Source organism: Ellagibacter sp., assembly GCF_048412355.1.
GTDB lineage: Bacteria > Actinomycetota > Coriobacteriia > Coriobacteriales > Eggerthellaceae > Ellagibacter.
The window spans coordinates 1-16,030 of sequence record NZ_DBFSAP010000022.1 but is presented as its reverse complement, the minus strand read 5'-3'; the positions used below and the strand labels follow the sequence as shown (position 1 = coordinate 16,030).

Here is a 16,030-nt window from a genome sequence, read left to right as displayed (position 1 = left end):
GAAACGGAGCATCCGCCAATCGGGTGCTCCTTATCGTTCTGCTCGCCGTCTCCCTCGTGATGGCAACGGTGTATTCCCGCGAAGGGGAGTCGGGGCCTTTGCACGCGATTCAGGGCGCCGTAAGCTCAATCGCTGCGCCTCTGAAGTTCGTCGGCGCGTCCGCTTCCTCCGGTGTGAGCGATGCCCAAGATGCGCTTAACGACGCCTCCGCGGACGATGCAACGCTCACCCAGCTGCGCGAGCAGAACGCCGAGCTGCGCGAGCTCGTCGCCCAGACCGAAGAGTACCGTCAGGAAGTCGAGCGTCTCGAGGGGCTCCTCAACCTCAAGGAAAGTTCAGGTGCCGAAGGGATCGGCGGCCGTATCATCGGGCGCAACACCGACGCGTGGAACCAGACGGTCACTATAGACGTGGGAACCTCCTCCGGCGTGACGACCGGCCTTACCGTCATGGGACCGAACGGCGTGATCGGGCAGGTGGCCTCGGCGCAGGCGAACTCCTCGACTGTGCGCCTTTTGAGCGACCCGCGCTCGGGTGCGGCGGCGCTTATCCAGTCGAGCCGCGCGGAAGGCGTGGTCAGAGGCTCGCTCGATGGCTTGCTCTATCTTGAGAACATCGATTCGGACGTGCAGGTCTCGGTGGGCGATGTCGTGCTCACGTCGGGTCTGGGCGGAAGCTATACCCGCGGGCTGCTCATCGGCACCGTCGTGAAGATTGAGGGCGCGCAAAACGACGCGAGCCGCCGCATCGTCGTTTCCCCCAACGATGCCGCGACGTCGCTTGAGGAGGTTTTCGTTGTCACGAGTGCTTCCGAGAGCTCGTCGGACTCCTCGGCTTCGTCTTCCTCGTCTTCCTCGCAATCGAAATCGTCGTCGAGTACGGGAGGTGCGCAGTAATGAACGAACCGATCACCGTCGTGCCGCGCATCATCGGCGCGATCATCGCCGTGCTGCTCCAGATTGCGCTCGCTCCGAACATCGCGCTTTTCGGTGTGGTCCCTAACTTCATCATGGCCTATGTGCTCATCGTGTCCATCGTCTGTCCCGACCAATCGGGACCTGTATTCGCGTTCGTTTTGGGTCTGCTGTTCGACCTTCTGGGTACGGGCCCTGTGGGAGCGATGGCGTTTCTGCTCACCGGCGTGTCGTTTCTCGCGAAGCGCATCTTCATGCTGGTGAACAACGACACGATCTTCATGCCGCTGCTGCTTGCCGCCATATCGACGCTTGTCATCGAACTTCTCTACGCTGCGTTCATGATGGCCTTCGGCGCGGGCGTGAGCGCTCTTGACGCGTTCGTCTTCCGCGCGCTGCCGGGCACCGTCTACAACTTCCTTGCGGCGCTTATCTTCTACCCGATCGTCGTGCGTTTCCTGGCGCAGCCGATTCAGCAGCAGCCTGGAACGCCGCATCTTCGCTAGGGGGCCCGCATGCTGGTAGCCATCATCGCAGCAGTGGTCGCGGCGCTCGTTGCGGCTGCGATCATCGTCGTCGTGCTCTCCGTGCGCAACCGCACGAAGACCCCTTACGCGAACAGCGGAAAGAAAGAGGTGCAGCAGCTCTCGACCGTCGGCGTCGGCTCGAGCGGGGGCTTCGCCCGTGGCAAGGGCGCCTCTTCCCGCCCCGAGTCCGAGGTGCAGGTGAAAAGCGGCCATGCCAATTCGAAGAAGCCTGCCGACAGCTTGAAGGGCCGCTTCACAGGCGTCAGCATCTTCTCCGTCGCCGTCTTCGGCACCTTGGCGGCGAAGCTGTGGAGCATGCAGATCCTCTCAAACGAGGATTACTCGAACAAGGCCGCGAGCAACCTTTACACCACGGTGTCGACGCCCGCACCGCGCGGCTACATCTACGACGCCGATGGCATCGCGCTCGTGAAGAACCGCTCGAGTCAGACCGTCCTCGCCGATGCGGACGTGGTCGACGACCACGACGTTGTTGCCCGGCTTTCGGCCGTCCTCGGCGTTCCCCAGGCAATCGTGCGTCAGCGCATCCAGTCGACCACGGCGGGCGCGCAGAGCCAGCGCGTCGTGGCGAGCGATGTCCGCCTGCGCGACGTCGCCTTCATCGCCGAGCATTCCGACGCCTTCTCGGGCGTGACGGTAGAGACGCGCACGGTGCGTGATTACCCCTTCGGCGCCCTGTGCGCCCATGCCCTGGGCTACACGGGCACGCCGAGCGAGGACCAAGTTTCCAACGCGCCATCCAACCGCGATATCCAACTAACCGATGACGTGGGCAAATCGGGTATCGAAAGCGCGTACGACAACCTGCTCGCGGGCGACCATGGGCAGCGTGTCGTCACCGTCGATGCGCAGGGTAACGTCGTGGACGTGGTGAGCGAGACCAAGGCGACCCGCGGGTCGGACGTGTACCTGACGATCAAAGGCTCGGTCCAATACGCCGCCGACGAGGCGCTCGCGAGCCTTATCGCGCCTAGTGACGGCGTTATCGGTACGGGAAAGGGCGTCGGTGGCGCGGTCGTGGCCATGGACGTGCGCGACGGCAGCATCATCGCGCTGTCGAGCTATCCCACGTTCGATCCGACGAACTGGGTCGGCGGGCTGTCCACCGAGGCGAACAACGTCTACAACTCCGATTCCGCGCACGCGCCGCTGCAAAACCGCGTGACGGCGGGCCTCTACGCCGCTGCCTCCACCTTCAAACCCTTCACCGGGCTTGCAGGCTTGGAATACGGCTTCGCGGAAGGCCGCTCGTGGGACTGCACGGGCAAGTGGGACGGCTTCAACACAGGATCGCCTCAGTGGTGCTGGTACCACAACGGCCACGGGTACCTCGATTTCCGCGGCGGCATCGTCAACTCGTGCGACGTCGTGTTCTACGAAATCGCGAAGAGCTTCTTCTACGCATCGAAAAGCCAGGGCGGCAACTTGTCCGACACCGCCATCCAAGAGATGGTCCAGCGGTTCGATTTCGGGAAGAAGGCGGGCATCGACATCGGCGGCGAGGTCGAGGGGCTTGTGCCCACGCCCGAGTGGAAGGCGACGCGCTGGCGCAACGTTCCCGCGAACGCCACGTGGACGGGCGGCGACTACACCAACATGATCATCGGCCAGGGCGACGTGCAGGTCACGCCGATCCAGGTCGCGGTGGCCTATGGCGGCATCGCGACGGGCAAGATCATGAAGCCGCATCTTTTGAAGGAAGTGCGCAACGCCTCGGGCCAGACGGTCGTCAGCTACGAGTCCGAGGTCGTCACCGAGCCCGACGTCGACCAGCGGTATCTTGAAATCGTGCGCGACGCCCTTCGCGGCGTGGTCACTGAAAACGAGGGCATCGCGTCCCTGTTCGCCGAGTCGGGCATCAAGGCGGCGGGCAAGACCGGCACCGCCGAGCATACCGACAAGGGCGACGATGCGTGGTTTGTGTGCTATGCACCCTACGACGACCCGAAGTATGTGGTCGCGACCGTTATCGAGCAGGGCGGCGGCGGCTCGGCCGTGGCGGCTCCGGTGGGCGCGAAGGTAATGGAGGCGGTCATGGCCGCCGATGCCGGCAGCAACGACGCGTCCTCGATGGGTCGCATCGCCGGGTCTTCGGGCCGCCAGATCGAAGGCTTCAGCACCAAGAGCGCAAGCCGCTCCGACTAGGGAAGCGAGGTGGAATAGCATGGCATTGCCGCAGATAGACAGCTTGAAGACGCCCGACGCGTCGCTTTCGCGTGCAGCGAGCCCGCGCAGGGGGAGGCTCCCCCTGATAAACCTCCCCTTCGTTGCGATTATCGTGCTGCTTGTGGGGTACGGCCTACTTGTATGCTGGTCGTCCATCGAGGGGTCGAACGACACGACCTACAGCTTCACGCGCCAGCTTCTCTTCGCTGCGGTGGGCGCCGTCGTCATGATGCTCATGTGGCGGGTGGACTACCAACGGTTTGCGAACGCGGTCATGCCGCTGTTCATCGTGAACATCGCGCTCATCTTGTCCCCGCATATCCCGGGTCTCGGCACCGACGCTGGCATGGGCGCCCAATCGTGGCTGAAGCTCGGCATTCAGGTGCAGCCGGGCGAGTTCGCGAAGGTTACAATCATCCTCATGGATGCGGCTCTTGTGGCGCGCTATGGCGGCCGCCTCGATGACCTGCGAGAATACCTGAAAGTCATCTTCTTCATCTTGGTGCCTTTCTTGGCCATCATGACGCAGCCCGACTTGGGCACGGGTCTTGTGTATCTTGCAATCGGCGCGATGGCGCTCGTTGCAGGCGGTGCGCGTTCGAAGTACCTGCTCATCACGCTGGCGCTGGGAATCGCGGCAATCGCGGCGGTATTTGCGATCGACCAGCTCATCTACAACTCCACGGGCGAGTACAAGCTGCTCAAGCAGTACCAGCGTAACCGCTTGCTCGTGTTCCTCGATCAAGACGGCTCGAACACGTCGTCGTCGGGGTATAACCTCCAGCAGGCGAAAATCGCCATCGGCTCGGGCGGGCTTTTCGGAAAGGGCCTGCTCAACGCCACACAGTCGGGGCACGGCTTTCTGCCCGAGGCGCAGACCGACTTCATCTTCTGCGTGCTTGCCGAGCAGTTCGGCTTCGTGGGGTCGATGGCACTGCTCGCGCTCTACGGTGCGCTCATCTACGTGAGCATGCGCATCGCACGCAACTCGAACGACCTCTTCGGAACCTTGATAGTCATGTGCGTTGTCGGCATGTGGTTGTTCCAGATATTGGAGAATATCGGCATGGATTGCGGGCTTATGCCCATCACGGGCATCCCCTTGCCGTTTGTGAGTTACGGTTCGACTGGCATGATCATGAGCTTCATGGCGCTGGGGCTCATCGGCTCGGTCTGGCGCGGATCGAACATCGACAAGAAGAAAGAAGGGCGGCTATGAAACTTCCCATCGACCTTAAGGCGGTCATCGAGGCGGCGACCGACATCGAAAGCGCGCGCAACACTCCAGTGTCTGTGAGTGTGCTCATCGATGATTTGGCGCCGGGCGATGTCGCGGCGCATGTCCGCTCAGCCTTCGTCGGCGCGGGCGCGCATGCTCGCGTGACCGTGGGGTATTTCGTGGGTCCCGCCTTCTCGCCTTACGAGGGCGATGACATGGCGGTAATCGTCGCCGGCTTCTCCGAAGAAGTGGGTCGCCGAGCTGCGGAAATTCGTGCTGCGGGCGTTCCTGTGATGGTCGTGACGTCGATGCCGCGCCTTGTGGCAGACATGGCAAGCGCGTACGGCAACCCCATTCCCGAGGGCGATCTGGTTGCGCCCGAAGGTGTTGAAGGTTGCGAGGCCGACGGCGACGCAACCTGCGAGAGCGGGGATGTCGCGGGCGTGAACGCGCAGTCGCCCGAGATCCTCGACGCTCCGATTCCCATCGATGCCGCCGCAGCGGCAGCGCTCGATCGCCGGATGGGCGAGTGGGTTGTGGCGGCGTGCCGCGAGAAGCGCCTTGCCCTCGCGTTGTCGTTCCCATTCGTGCGCAGGCCGCTCTCGCTCGAGGCCGTGAGCGCGACGTCGCTTCAGAATGCTGGTATCGGCCTCGTGCTTTTCATTCCCGGCGCCGACATGCCGCTCATGACGCTCAACCAGGCGAAGATGCTGCTCCAGATCGCTGCTGCATACGGCGAACCCATGAGCGTCGCACGCGTGAAGGAACTCGCCGCCATCGTCGGCGGCGCCTTCGCGTGTCGCAGCGTCGCCCGCCAGGTTGCGGGCGCGGTGCCCGCCATCGGCTGGGCCGTAAAGGCCGGCGTGGGCTATGCGGGCACGAAGGCGATGGGCCTTGCGGCCGTCGAGTACTTCGAACGCGGCGGCAACATCGCAGGGCTTGCGGGCGTCGTTTCCACGGCGACGGCGAAGGCGACGCAGATTGCGGGCGATGTCGCGGCCACTCCTGCGGGGGCTCGCGTGCTCTCGACCGTGAAGGCGGCGGTTCGCCAAGGCGCCGCGTCGGTTCTCAAGAAGACTGAATAAGGGCCGCACCTGCGGTTTTGGATATCGAGGGGGATACATGATCGACTTGTGGCCGCGGCTTGAGCCGCTGCTTGCGCGCGTTGAGCGACCGGCGCGCTATCTCGACCACGAATGGGGAAGCACGCGCAAGGAAGGTGCGGACTTCAACTATTGCATGGTCTACCCGGACACCTACGAGCTCGGGCAGCCGAACCAGGCGGTCCGCATCCTCGTGAACGCGGTGAACGCGACCGAACATCTCGCTGCCGAGCGTGCGTTTCTGCCTGCGGTCGACCTGATCGACCTCATGCGCGAAGAGGGCGTCCCGATGTTCTCGCTCGAAAGCTGCGCTCCGCTTTCGGAATTCGATGCCATCGGTATCACGCTGCCGCATGAGCTCGCGGCGACCAATGTTCTCGAAGTGCTCGACCTGTCGGGCCTCCCCCTGCGTGCGGTCGATCGCGCGCAGGACGATCCGATTGTGCTCGGCGGCGGGCCCTGCGTCTTTAACCCCGAGCCCTATGCACCGTTCTTCGACGCGATGCTCATCGGCGAAGGCGAGGAGTCGCTGCCCGAGGCGCTGCTCTGCGTGCGCGAGTGCCGTCGTGCGGGTGCAACGCGTCAGGATATCCTTCGCTCGCTTGCAGCGCTTCCTGGATGCTACGTTCCCTCGCTGTATCGCGTGCGGGGCGAGGAAGAGGCGCAGCGTGCGGGCTCATGGGTCGAGCCTGCGGAGCCGGGCGTTCCCGAGCGTATCGAGAAACGCCTGTTCTCGGGCTTTTCGGAAAGCTCCGGGTGGGAGCCGTGCATCGTCCCTTACACCGAATGCGTGCATGATCGCCTCTCAGTCGAGGTGCTGCGCGGGTGCGCGCGCGGGTGCCGCTTCTGCCAGGCCGGCATGATGTATCGCCCGGTGCGCGAGCGCTCTGCGGACAACGTGGTGTCGTCGGTGCTCGAGGGTCTTGCCGACACCGGCTACGACGAGGTGAGCTTGACCTCGCTTTCTTCGACCGACCATTCCCAGATTGCCGATATCCTCACCAAGCTGAACCATGCCTGCGACGGCAAGGGTGTGCGCATCTCGCTTCCCTCCCAGCGCCTCGACTCGTTCGGCGTCGACATGGCCGAGCTTGTCGCGGGGCAGAAGAAGGGCGGTCTCACCTTCGCGCCCGAGGCGGGTACGCAGCGCCTGCGCGACGTGATCAACAAGAACGTGACGGAGGACGATTTGTTCGGGGCTATCGATGCCGCGTTCAAAGCGGGGTGGCGCCGCTGCAAGCTTTACTTCATGATCGGCCTGCCGACCGAGACCGACGAGGACATCAAGGGCATCGCGAGCCTTGTGCAGCGCGCCTACGACCGGGCGAAGGCCGCCGTGCCGCCCGAGCATCGTGGCAACGTGCGCGTGAGTGCGTCGGTCGCGCTGTTCGTCCCGAAGTCGCAAACGCCTTTCCAGTGGGACGGCCAGATTCCGCCCGAGGAGGCACTGCGCCGTGTGAACCTTCTGCGCAACAGCGTGAAGTACAAGGCGGTCGATATCCATTGGCACGATCCGGCGACGAGCTTCGTCGAGGCCGTCATGAGTCGCGGCGGGCGGCAGGCGGCCGACTGGGTGGAGGCCGCATGGCGCCGAGGGGCACGTTTCGATGCGTGGACCGAGCTCTTCTTGGAGGACGCCTGGCGGAGGGCTGCGTCCGACGTGGGGATCGATCCTGCGGAAATCGCGCAGGCGCAGTGGGATACCTCGCGCGTCATGCCGTGGGTGCATATTTCCACGGGCGTGACCACGCGTTACCTAGCGCTCGAGCGCAAGCGTGCGGCTGCGGAGACCACCACACCCGACTGCACCTTCGAGAAGTGCACGGGCTGCGGTGCGTGCCAGGCACTCGATTGCGACAACATGCTTGCTGGCGTTCGCTCCACGCCGAGCGCGCCTGCCGTCGCAGCAGGAGAGGCCGCGGCGGATGTGACGCCTGCTCAGGCTGCGCTGGCCGAGGTCGGCGATGCGCTCTCATCTGCCGTGGCGGCTGCGGTTTCTCCTGCTGCCGCCGGGGTATTAAGAAACGATAGTTCCGCGGAGGCGGCGAGCGACGAGCGCCTGCTTCCCGTGTCCGAAGGGGGTGTGCGATGAGCGAGCCGCAGCAGATATTTCGCCTTCGCTTGACGTTTGCCAAGCAGGGACGCCTCGCGATGCTGTCGCATCTGGAAGTCGCCCGTGCGCTTGAGCGCACCGTGCGCCGTGCGGGTTTGCCCTATGCGGTGAGCCAGGGCTTCTCGCCCCATATGCTCATTGCGTTCGGCGCGGCGCTGCCTGTCGGCGTCGGAGGGACTCACGAGATCGCCGACGTCCGCCTGACGCATTACGTTTCCGCTGACAAGGCGCTTTCTGCTCTGCAGGAGGCGAGCGTGGCCGACCTCATGGTGAAGGACTGCCGCTACATCGAGCCCAAGGCTGCTGCTGCTTCGGTTGCGTTTCCCGTGAGCACGTATCGGGCGCTTCTGTCGTGCACACCGGCAGTGCTCCCGCTGCCCGATGAGATTCACGTGGTGCGCAAGAAGAAGGAGAAGGTGCTGCATCCTGCCGAGTTTCTCGTGGGGGACTTCCAACTTACGGGTGCCGTTGCCACCTTCAAGTTGGAGGCGAAGCCGACGGGTAGCTTGCGTCCGGACTTGCTTTTGCGTGAGGCGGTCGACAATTACAATTTGGCTGCTTCGGGGGAGATTGTTCAAGGCGTGACCTGGGTGGAGAACGCAGTGGCCCCGGAGGCGATGATTGCGAAGAAGGCCGAGCGCGGACTCGACTTGCCCTGCTGCGATGGTGATGCGCTTCGTATCTTGAACATCACGCGAATCGCGCAGGAGTAGGGGAGCGAGTCGCAAGTTGCCAGGCACTGAGCGCGACGATGGCTGTCGGGCTGGGGTGCGCTCAGTTTGCGATGTCGGGCTGGTTGCATTGAGGGAAAGCCGTTTCGCGCACGGTATCGCGTATGGGCAAATTGCTTCTTCGGGAAAAGTTTCGCCGCAATGGGGCAACTTGCGGTACAATAGCTAACGCTGCAAATCGCGGGTGTGGTTCAATGGTAGAACTTCAGCCTTCCAAGCTGAGAACGCGGGTTCGATTCCCGTCACCCGCTCCATGAAACACCAGGCCAGAGGCTCAAAGCTTCTGGCCTTTTTTAGTTCAGCGACAGTCTCGATAATAAGTTGCGAAATTGTTTTCGGTCGCTTCAGTGTGCTGCTAATTGCTTTGCGCGGCGCTGTTGCTTTTGCCTTTGGGCAAACGTATGGTTCGCCTGCGATTTAATAGAATCATGCACTTGCTCGTACGGATGCGAACTTGTCGATAAGCCTCGCTTGATCTGCTTCTGTACAAAAATGACGATAAGTTATGGAGGAATAGTGAATATAGCTCTCAAAGCGTCTAGAGTGTACCGAAAATGTCGCAGTTAGAGCATGGCTGAGATTAATTACTCTACACTTGTATTGTCTTTGGGGAGTGATACACAGTCCCTTCACAACATATCGTCATTTTTGTACACGACCTCAAGCGGTCGGGGGCTTCGTTGTTCGCTTTCGTCGATTTCCGTGCTCCTGCTCCTTCAGGCAAAAGGTATCGACGAATTTCGGCCCGAGGGTGCGAGGGCGGCTGGGCGGTCTCGGTGATTTTCCGCCTCTGGCAAAGCGGCGCGAGCTCGAGTGTGTCGGGCTGAACGAATTTACGCTCTTGCGTTAGTTTGTCTTACGTGGCGGACTGGCGAGTTTCCTTCTCGATTTCTGGCAGCTGAGCCAGGGTATGGCCGTCATTTCTTTCGAGCGGAGAAAAGCGCCCCGGTGAGGGGCTTATTCTCAGGATGAAACAATCGAGGCGAAGCTGCGTGCGCAACTTCGCCTCGAAAACTCTTCAGTAGTGCCGCTCTTGCTTGCGGCGTGGGTTCATGCGTGGATGGCTGCCCGCTAACGCCCTTAATTGCGACGACGCTTCAGGGCGGTAGCGATCACGCAAGCGCTTGCACCCGCAACGAGCAGGCATCCCATGCCAATCGCGAATGCCTCATCGCCCGTCTTCGCTAGAGCGGTCTTTGCTCCCGGCTTGTCGGTGGCCGCTCCGTTGTCGGAAGGCTTATCGGTAGCGCCGGGTTGCGGGGCCGGGTCGGGCTTGGCAACCGTATAGTCGACGGTGGGAACCGGGAACTCGTATGCCTCGCCAGTCACGCCGTTGCCGTCAATCGGATGGAGCACCGCGCTCTCGTTGACCTTGAGGGTGTGGGTGCCGGGCTCGGTGGGCTTATTCACCAGCAGCTCGCTGTATTCCAGCGCGACGGGTTTGCTCGGCGCGGCAGCCTCGTTCAGCGTGAGGATGAGCTTCTCATTTTCCCCAGCAAAAATGAGATTATCAAAGAGTGTTCGCAATCTCATTCCGATGGAATGGCTGAGCGCAATTACTAACAGTGTACCTAGATAACCCGTCAAGTGATATTTGGCGTGAGAAGGTGTGATGTATATACGTGAGTGGTTGCGCTGACCTTGGTGAGCCAGGTTGAAAGCGGTATAAGGCCCGCCAATTTCGCTAGGGGACGATGATTGCGGGGCAGACGTGACGAGAAGGGCGGGGCAGCAGGGAAGGGAGGACTTTGAGAGAAAGCAGAGACTGTCCCTCGCAAAGTCTTTCCTGCAGATTTCGATTCTTCTGCTATAATCGATGCCGCTGTGCAGCGTCGGGATGTGGCGCAGTTTGGTAGCGCGCCTGCTTTGGGAGCAGGATGTCGCAGGTTCGAATCCTGTCATCCCGACCATTCGATTGCCCGCCATGTGCGCCCATGGCTCAACGGATAGAGCATCGGACTTCTAATCCGACGGTTGCAGGTTCGAGTCCTGCTGGGCGCGCCAGATTTTCCCAGTTCATCGGCCTGATTCGGCTACTCTTTTCCCTTGTCGTTTAGCCCAATTTCGGGCTTTGGTCACAATATGGTCACAATGCCTCGGCTTAGGCGGTTTTCGCGGCCTTCTCGGGGTGCTCCATGACGGCGGCTAGCAGGTCCGCGGCCTGCTTGTCGTTGCCCGGCATGGCGTGCGCGTACCAGTTGAGCGTTATGCTGGCGTCCGCATGGCCACAGTGACTGATGGTTTTCGGATGCTCGAAGGCGGACGCTGGGGCGGTAGCCATGCGAGGTTGCGCGTGCGGCGGTCGGCGTGTATCATACGGGGTGCGGTGCCCCGACCTATCGGGCGGCATCGTGCGTAGATTACCCGGCTAGCTTTCCTAGGGCACGCCGGGTTTTTCTTTGCCTAAATGCTGTTCACTTGTTTCGGCCAAGGCCGACGATACCGATTACCACCGTGAAAATCGCGCAAAGCGCCAAAACCGTGTTCGTATCCATCGGCAACACCTCCAATCATCCCGGAAATGCCGCCCAACAAGCAAAGCACCGCGAGGGGCATTATACGCGAATGCCGCCCCGCGGAAGGACGCGAGGGCATGGGAAGGCCCCGCCGAGGCGGAGCCTTCCCGTCAGTAGCAGGCGTTAGGGTCGGGTACGTGGTCCGACGGCTCGCCTCTCCTAACGCACTCCATGATGTATTCGGGGCCTTTGACGCAGTACGGCGGCTTTTCCCCGAAAGCGGCCTCGTAAGCTTCTACGGCCTTCTTGTACTCCTCCGTTACTTGGATCTGGGCCATACCCCTCCCTCCTTCGTATGTGCCCGCACCTGCCGATGGGGCCTTGTTGGCGACTCTGCCGTGCATGTCGCGATGCGGCGCGTACAGCTCGCCGCTCAAGTCCCTTGCCGTCTTCTTTGAGCTTGTCCAGCAGCGTTATGGGTGCCGCAAGGGATTGCCCCTCGATCGTGGCCGATCTCCTTGTCCAGCACCTCGCTCAGCACCGAGGCGAGGCTGCTCGCGCTCGCGAGGTTGTACGCCAGGGTCTCGGCCTTCGTCGCCGCGTCGTGGACGGCGCTTCTCGTTTGGTTGGTCATAGCGGTTTCTCCTTTCGGGTAGCCGCCGAGTCGTGCCGATTTGTTGGTCACAATATGGTCACAACGCACAATATCGCCGCATATGGTACTAGTATATAATTGCAGGTTGGACGGGCGTAACGATGCGCAGATATACGCTGTTGCATCCAGAAAATGCGTCTTCTAATCCGACGGTTGCAGGTTCGAGTCCTGCTGGGCGCGCCATTTCTTTGTGCAGGTAAGCAGCTCTTTCCTTGCGAAAACAAGCGGTTCGCTAAAATTTGTGACTTATTAAAATGCGCCACTCGCGTGTCGTTTGCAAATGGCGCATTTCTTCATTTCCCATGATAGCCCAGGCAATTCGTGCAGGAAAACAAGGCGCATGTCGTGAGGCTTGCGGCCTGTAGTCCTGCCGGCGCCGCTACCTCGTCAACTTTTCGCGCAGCTCAACAAGGGCATTCCCGCGATGCGAGATGGCGTTCTTCTCCTCGGGCAGGGCTTCTGCCAGCGTACGTTTGAAGTCAAATACCTCGGCTAAGAAGAGCGGATCGTAGCCGAAGCCGTGCTTTCCGCGCTCCTCGTGCCCGATGCGGCCTTCCACCGTGCCGTGCGCATCCGTCTCATCGCCGTTCTCATCCAAAAAGACAAGCGTGCACACGAAGCGCGCCGTTCGCTTTTCATCGGGGGTTTCGCCCAGCTCGCGCAGCAGCTTCGCGTTGTTTGCGGCGTCGTCGCCATGCTCGCCGGCGTAGCGCGAGGAGAACACGCCCGGCGCGCCGTCGAGCGCATCGACCTTGAGCCCCGAGTCGTCCGCAAGCACGGCGACGGGATGCCCGAGCGCTTCCTTCGCAGCCTCCCAGGCGGCCTTCGCCTTGATGCGCGCGTTGCCGAGGAAGCTATCGGCGTCCTCGGCGGGGTCTGAGGCGATGTGCGCCTCTTTGAGCGTGCGGAACTCCCATCCTGGGAAATCGAGAGCGTGGGCGATTTCTTCCGCTTTGTGGGCGTTGTTGCTTGCGATGATGACAGTTTTTGCTTCCGACATGGGGTTTCCTTACGGTAAATCGACGTGGTTGACCTGACCGATAGCGTGTCCGAAGGCGCGGCCGCCGAAGCGCTCGAAGCCCTCGATGTCGGTGCCAGTCGTGTTGAACTCGTAATGCGCGACGGCGTCGGGGCTGGCAAGCTCTCCGCGGCGGGCGAGTATCTCCGCCACGTCGATCGCGGTTTCGTGAGCGGACGAGATAAGTGTGACATCGCGCCCGATTACGCCTCCGATCAGCGCTTTCAGCAGAGGGAAATGCGTGCAGCCCAGCACGAGCGTGTCGATTTCGCAACGGCGCAGCGGGTCGAGGTAGTCCTGCGCGATTTCCTGGAACGCAGGGCGGATGTAGACTTTCGACGCGAGCGAGGTGAACTCCTCGATGGGGCCTTCCGCCATCTTGATGCCTTGCTCAGCGATGTCGACGAAGCGCGGTGTTGCCGTGGAGAAGACGGTGATGCCGGCGTCGATGTGACGAATCGCCTTGGTGTAAGCGTCGGATTCCACCGTTGCCTTCGTGGCGATGACCCCCACGCGGCGGTTCTTCGTTGCGTGGGCAGCGGCACGTGCACCTGGCTCGACCACGCCGATTACGGGTACGGGCAGCGTTTGCTGTGCGTGGGAAAGGCCCGCCGCAGTCGCCGTGTTGCAGGCAATCACTATCATTTTCACGCCGCGGCTCACGAGCCACGATCCGATTTGCTGCACGAATCCGTCGACCTCGGAAAGGGGCCTGGGACCGTAGGGGCCTCGCGCGGAATCGCCCAGGTAGATGAGGGATTCGTTCGGCAGCTTCTTCGCGATGTCGCGCGCGACGGTAAGCCCGCCGAATCCGGAGTCGAAGATGCCGATGGGCGCATCGCTTGTGCGGGTGAGAATGGGTTGGGTGTTCGCTGTGGGTTCCATGCCTGGAAGTATACCCCAGCTGTTCGAGCGTGCTCGGTGCACCACAATATGACCAACGGCTTGTTCGTGGAGTGCGCGCAGGGGTCCGCGAGCGGGCGTTCGCGGGGCGGGCGTGGGGTGTGCCGTTGGACGAGGCTGCGGGGAGGGGCGTGCCGAAGGGCAGTCGCGGGTCGCGATTGGCAAAAAGTTAAAAAAAGGGCTTGCGCACATTTGGAGGCTAGTGTATTCTAATCAGGCTGCTGAAGCACGGGGTGTTAGCTCAGTTGGTTAGAGCGCCGGCCTGTCACGTCGGAGGTCGCGAGTTCAAGTCTCGTACATCCCGCCATTCGAATTCCAAAGCCCGCGAAAGCGGGCTTTTCTATTTCGCTCGAAGTTGTGAAAGAAGGCTTATAGGACAAAAAGTGGGGATATAGGCAAAAAAGTGTGTCCCGGGCTATTCGCCGGCATGGGACCACGGATTGCTCGAGTGGAACTCGCTCCACACCACCGCGTCGCCCCATCTCGCCACGGACTCATCCCTTGCGCCGAGCTCGGCGGCCTTCTCGTACAGGCCGTCTATGTCGTCGTCGGTCGGCATGTCCCTCAGGATGCTCTCGGGCGGAGGCGGGCACTCGAGCCTGCTCACGCAGTACCAGAACACGGCTTTGACCATATGGTCCAGCCTCATGCCCCTGTGCTCGTCGAGCACGATCCTTATCTGCCTGTTCACCCCGCCCTCTATGGCGTTGTTGGTGGCGGGAACCTCGCCGTCCTTGGCGAGGTCTGCGTCCAGGTAGGTGAACAGGGTCCCCTCCCTGCAAAGCCTCTCCAGCCCCCTTCGCGCCTTCCTGAGCCGCTCGTGCCTGAACCTCACGGCGCCGTCGACCACGGCCCTCTCCTTCAGAAACGCGTCGTAATCCGAGCACCAGCCGGCGAAGGAGGCGAGCCAGGCGGCGGCGCCGTCGGCGTCCTCGACCTTCAGCAGCCTCTTGGCGATGCCGTAGAGGTCGACGCCGGCCTGCGTCCTCGGGCGCGTCGTCGTGCAGCGCTTGACCTGCTCGAACGCGTGGAAGGTGCATCTTTGCACGCGCGTCGAGGGCCACTGCGCGCGCCGGGCCCCCTCGATGCCGCCCCGCCGTCGGTGACGACGACGTCGGGCGGCGCGATGCGGGACATGAGCGCCGCCCACGCCGCGGAGCTCTCGCTGCGCGCGAGGTGCCACCCTATGACGTTTCCGTCGCCGGACAGCGCGATCAGCACGACGCACCTGCGCTTGATCCAGATGCCGTCGACGTGGACGACGTGGTGGATCTGGTCGCATGCGGGGCTGACCGGCCATATCTTCCAGAATCGCGAGGTGGCGGCCCTGAACGTGCGGGCGGGCAGCCCCATCTCGCCTTGGGTCCTCTTCGACAGAAGCCAGCCGAGGAACAACGACAGCTGCTCGGCATCGGCGTCGCGCTTGTAGCGGTTGACCGTCGACGCCCCGCAAGCCGTGCAGCGCCAGCGCCGCCGCCCTGCGCTCGTCGTGCCGTTCCTCTTCATTCTCTTGCCGCACGACGGGCAACTCATCGTCTTCATCCCAGTCCCATCCACCGCTTTTTGAACGGCTCGAATCCGTAGCCTGACCTGCGGTGTCAAGCCTAAATCAGACGCACTTCTCTGCCGTCCTCTTAAAAGGGCTGGGATTTTTAAACAGCTAAAACTGGAGAGGTGAGCTGGGGTTTGGATGCGAAAAGGGACACACTTTTTTGCCTATAACCCAAAAAGTGTGTCTGATTTTGGGCGTTGGCGCAGGCCAGCGCCCATTTTTTATGGGAAAAGTCATCCGAATCGACTTTCCCACTCGGACAAAAAGTGTGTCCTGTTATTGACGTTTTCCCAGGTCGCATGAGGAAATTCACGGTAAAAAGTCACCGATTCCGGGAGGATGCCGTGGATAATATGAAATGCCCGTCCTGCGGAGGGCCCATGAAGCGGAACGGGAGGGCCCCGTCGGGCGCCCAGAGATGGCGCTGCCGGTCGTGCGGCGCCAGCGCCACGCATTCCAACGACGTGGCGGCCAGGGAGCTCGCGGCCTTTGTCGGCTGGCTGCTCTCGCGCGGGACGCAGGCCGATATGCCGGGGCGCGGCCGAACCTTCAGGCGGAGGGCCGCCCTCTTCTGGCCGATATGGCCGATGCCGGAGGTGGTGGACGAGGTCTTCCGCGTCGTCTACGTCGACGGCATCTGGATCGCGCGCGA

Annotated in this window: 14 protein-coding genes, 4 tRNA genes and 1 pseudogene; 12 read left to right on the top strand and 7 right to left on the bottom strand. The window is 62.2% G+C overall.

Annotated elements, in window-relative coordinates:
- Positions 1 to 23: 23 nt before the first annotated feature.
- The 8 genes from mreC (at position 24) to ACMRQN_RS03045 (ending at position 9,048) form a co-directional block, all read left to right on the top strand.
- Entirely contained in the window at positions 24 to 896 is an 873-nt protein-coding gene (mreC, locus tag ACMRQN_RS03080) for a rod shape-determining protein MreC (RefSeq protein WP_418733773.1), read from the top strand.
- Positions 896 to 1,420, top strand: coding sequence for a rod shape-determining protein MreD (mreD, locus tag ACMRQN_RS03075; RefSeq protein WP_418733772.1), 525 nt, complete (start codon positions 896 to 898; stop codon positions 1,418 to 1,420). Before mreC ends, mreD begins: the two co-directional genes overlap by 1 nt.
- Before the next feature lie 9 nt (positions 1,421 to 1,429).
- Positions 1,430 to 3,607 (top strand): penicillin-binding protein 2, encoded by a 2,178-nt coding sequence (gene mrdA / locus ACMRQN_RS03070; protein ID WP_418733771.1) that lies wholly within the window; start codon positions 1,430 to 1,432, stop codon positions 3,605 to 3,607.
- A gap of 19 nt (positions 3,608 to 3,626) precedes the next feature.
- The gene (rodA, locus tag ACMRQN_RS03065) at positions 3,627 to 4,847 is read left to right on the top strand and encodes a rod shape-determining protein RodA (RefSeq protein WP_418733770.1); all 1,221 of its coding nucleotides are present in this window, start codon (positions 3,627 to 3,629) and stop codon (positions 4,845 to 4,847) included.
- Positions 4,844 to 5,932 carry a hypothetical protein gene (locus ACMRQN_RS03060; RefSeq protein WP_418733769.1) on the top strand — a complete coding sequence of 363 codons (1,089 nt, stop codon included), beginning with the start codon at positions 4,844 to 4,846 and terminating at the stop codon, positions 5,930 to 5,932. Before rodA ends, ACMRQN_RS03060 begins: the two co-directional genes overlap by 4 nt.
- Before the next feature lie 37 nt (positions 5,933 to 5,969).
- Positions 5,970 to 8,042, top strand: a complete 2,073-nt coding sequence (locus ACMRQN_RS03055) for a TIGR03960 family B12-binding radical SAM protein (protein WP_418733768.1) — start codon at positions 5,970 to 5,972, stop codon at positions 8,040 to 8,042.
- Positions 8,039 to 8,776: a TIGR03936 family radical SAM-associated protein gene (locus ACMRQN_RS03050; RefSeq protein ID WP_418733767.1), complete on the top strand. Its 738-nt coding sequence runs from the start codon at positions 8,039 to 8,041 to the stop codon at positions 8,774 to 8,776. Before ACMRQN_RS03055 ends, ACMRQN_RS03050 begins: the two co-directional genes overlap by 4 nt.
- A 198-nt stretch (positions 8,777 to 8,974) precedes the next feature.
- Positions 8,975 to 9,048: transfer RNA gene (locus ACMRQN_RS03045), tRNA-Gly, on the top strand.
- An 826-nt stretch (positions 9,049 to 9,874) separates the two neighbouring features.
- Here ACMRQN_RS03045 and ACMRQN_RS03040 read toward each other — a convergent pair.
- Positions 9,875 to 10,321, bottom strand: coding sequence for a hypothetical protein (locus ACMRQN_RS03040; protein ID WP_418733766.1), 447 nt, complete (start codon positions 10,319 to 10,321; stop codon positions 9,875 to 9,877).
- Positions 10,322 to 10,627: 306 nt separating this feature from the next.
- On the opposite strand from ACMRQN_RS03040, the gene ACMRQN_RS03035 reads away from it, so the two are divergent.
- Positions 10,628 to 10,704 (top strand) — tRNA-Pro (locus ACMRQN_RS03035).
- An 18-nt stretch (positions 10,705 to 10,722) separates the two neighbouring features.
- A tRNA-Arg gene (locus ACMRQN_RS03030) sits at positions 10,723 to 10,798 on the top strand.
- Positions 10,799 to 10,895: 97 nt separating this feature from the next.
- Here ACMRQN_RS03030 and ACMRQN_RS03025 read toward each other — a convergent pair.
- The 5 genes from ACMRQN_RS03025 to murI form a co-directional block, all read right to left on the bottom strand.
- Positions 10,896 to 11,075 carry a hypothetical protein gene (locus tag ACMRQN_RS03025; protein WP_158050252.1) on the bottom strand — a complete coding sequence of 60 codons (180 nt, stop codon included), beginning with the start codon at positions 11,073 to 11,075 and terminating at the stop codon, positions 10,896 to 10,898.
- A 345-nt stretch (positions 11,076 to 11,420) separates the two neighbouring features.
- Positions 11,421 to 11,588, bottom strand: a complete 168-nt coding sequence (locus tag ACMRQN_RS03020; RefSeq protein ID WP_418733765.1) for a hypothetical protein — start codon at positions 11,586 to 11,588, stop codon at positions 11,421 to 11,423.
- Between the two features lie 95 nt (positions 11,589 to 11,683).
- Positions 11,684 to 11,884 (bottom strand): hypothetical protein, encoded by a 201-nt coding sequence (locus ACMRQN_RS03015; protein WP_418733764.1) that lies wholly within the window; start codon positions 11,882 to 11,884, stop codon positions 11,684 to 11,686.
- Positions 11,885 to 12,284: 400 nt separating this feature from the next.
- Positions 12,285 to 12,905 carry an RdgB/HAM1 family non-canonical purine NTP pyrophosphatase gene (gene rdgB / locus ACMRQN_RS03010; RefSeq protein WP_418733763.1) on the bottom strand — a complete coding sequence of 207 codons (621 nt, stop codon included), beginning with the start codon at positions 12,903 to 12,905 and terminating at the stop codon, positions 12,285 to 12,287.
- 9 nt (positions 12,906 to 12,914) lie between these two features.
- On the bottom strand, positions 12,915 to 13,808 hold the full coding sequence (murI, locus tag ACMRQN_RS03005; protein WP_276997316.1) for a glutamate racemase: 894 nt from the start codon (positions 13,806 to 13,808) through the stop codon (positions 12,915 to 12,917).
- 248 nt (positions 13,809 to 14,056) lie between these two features.
- Between murI and ACMRQN_RS03000 the strand changes: the two genes are divergently transcribed.
- Positions 14,057 to 14,133 (top strand) — tRNA-Asp (locus ACMRQN_RS03000).
- 108 nt (positions 14,134 to 14,241) lie between these two features.
- Here the strand turns inward: ACMRQN_RS03000 and ACMRQN_RS02995 are convergent.
- Positions 14,242 to 15,368: pseudogene (locus ACMRQN_RS02995) on the bottom strand (IS1249 family transposase).
- Between the two features lie 363 nt (positions 15,369 to 15,731).
- Between ACMRQN_RS02995 and ACMRQN_RS02990 the strand changes: the two are divergent.
- Positions 15,732 to 16,030, top strand: a 299-nt coding sequence (locus tag ACMRQN_RS02990) for a transposase-like zinc-binding domain-containing protein (protein WP_418733836.1), incomplete at its 3' end; no start/stop codon positions are given.

What these genes read in the sequence shown, in the direction of transcription:
- mreD (WP_418733772.1), top strand. Translation starts at nt 896, where the DNA reads ATGAACGAACCGATCACCGTCGTGCCGCGCATCATCGGCGCGATCATC.
- mrdA (WP_418733771.1), top strand. Translation starts at nt 1,430, where the DNA reads ATGCTGGTAGCCATCATCGCAGCAGTGGTCGCGGCGCTCGTTGCGGCT.
- rodA (WP_418733770.1), top strand. Translation starts at nt 3,627, where the DNA reads ATGGCATTGCCGCAGATAGACAGCTTGAAGACGCCCGACGCGTCGCTT.
- ACMRQN_RS03060 (WP_418733769.1), top strand. Translation starts at nt 4,844, where the DNA reads ATGAAACTTCCCATCGACCTTAAGGCGGTCATCGAGGCGGCGACCGAC.
- ACMRQN_RS03055 (WP_418733768.1), top strand. Translation starts at nt 5,970, where the DNA reads ATGATCGACTTGTGGCCGCGGCTTGAGCCGCTGCTTGCGCGCGTTGAG.
- ACMRQN_RS03050 (WP_418733767.1), top strand. Translation starts at nt 8,039, where the DNA reads ATGAGCGAGCCGCAGCAGATATTTCGCCTTCGCTTGACGTTTGCCAAG.
- ACMRQN_RS03025 (WP_158050252.1), bottom strand. Translation starts at nt 11,075, where the DNA reads ATGGCTACCGCCCCAGCGTCCGCCTTCGAGCATCCGAAAACCATCAGT.
- ACMRQN_RS03020 (WP_418733765.1), bottom strand. Translation starts at nt 11,588, where the DNA reads ATGGCCCAGATCCAAGTAACGGAGGAGTACAAGAAGGCCGTAGAAGCT.
- ACMRQN_RS03015 (WP_418733764.1), bottom strand. Translation starts at nt 11,884, where the DNA reads ATGACCAACCAAACGAGAAGCGCCGTCCACGACGCGGCGACGAAGGCC.
- rdgB (WP_418733763.1), bottom strand. Translation starts at nt 12,905, where the DNA reads ATGTCGGAAGCAAAAACTGTCATCATCGCAAGCAACAACGCCCACAAA.
- murI (WP_276997316.1), bottom strand. Translation starts at nt 13,808, where the DNA reads ATGGAACCCACAGCGAACACCCAACCCATTCTCACCCGCACAAGCGAT.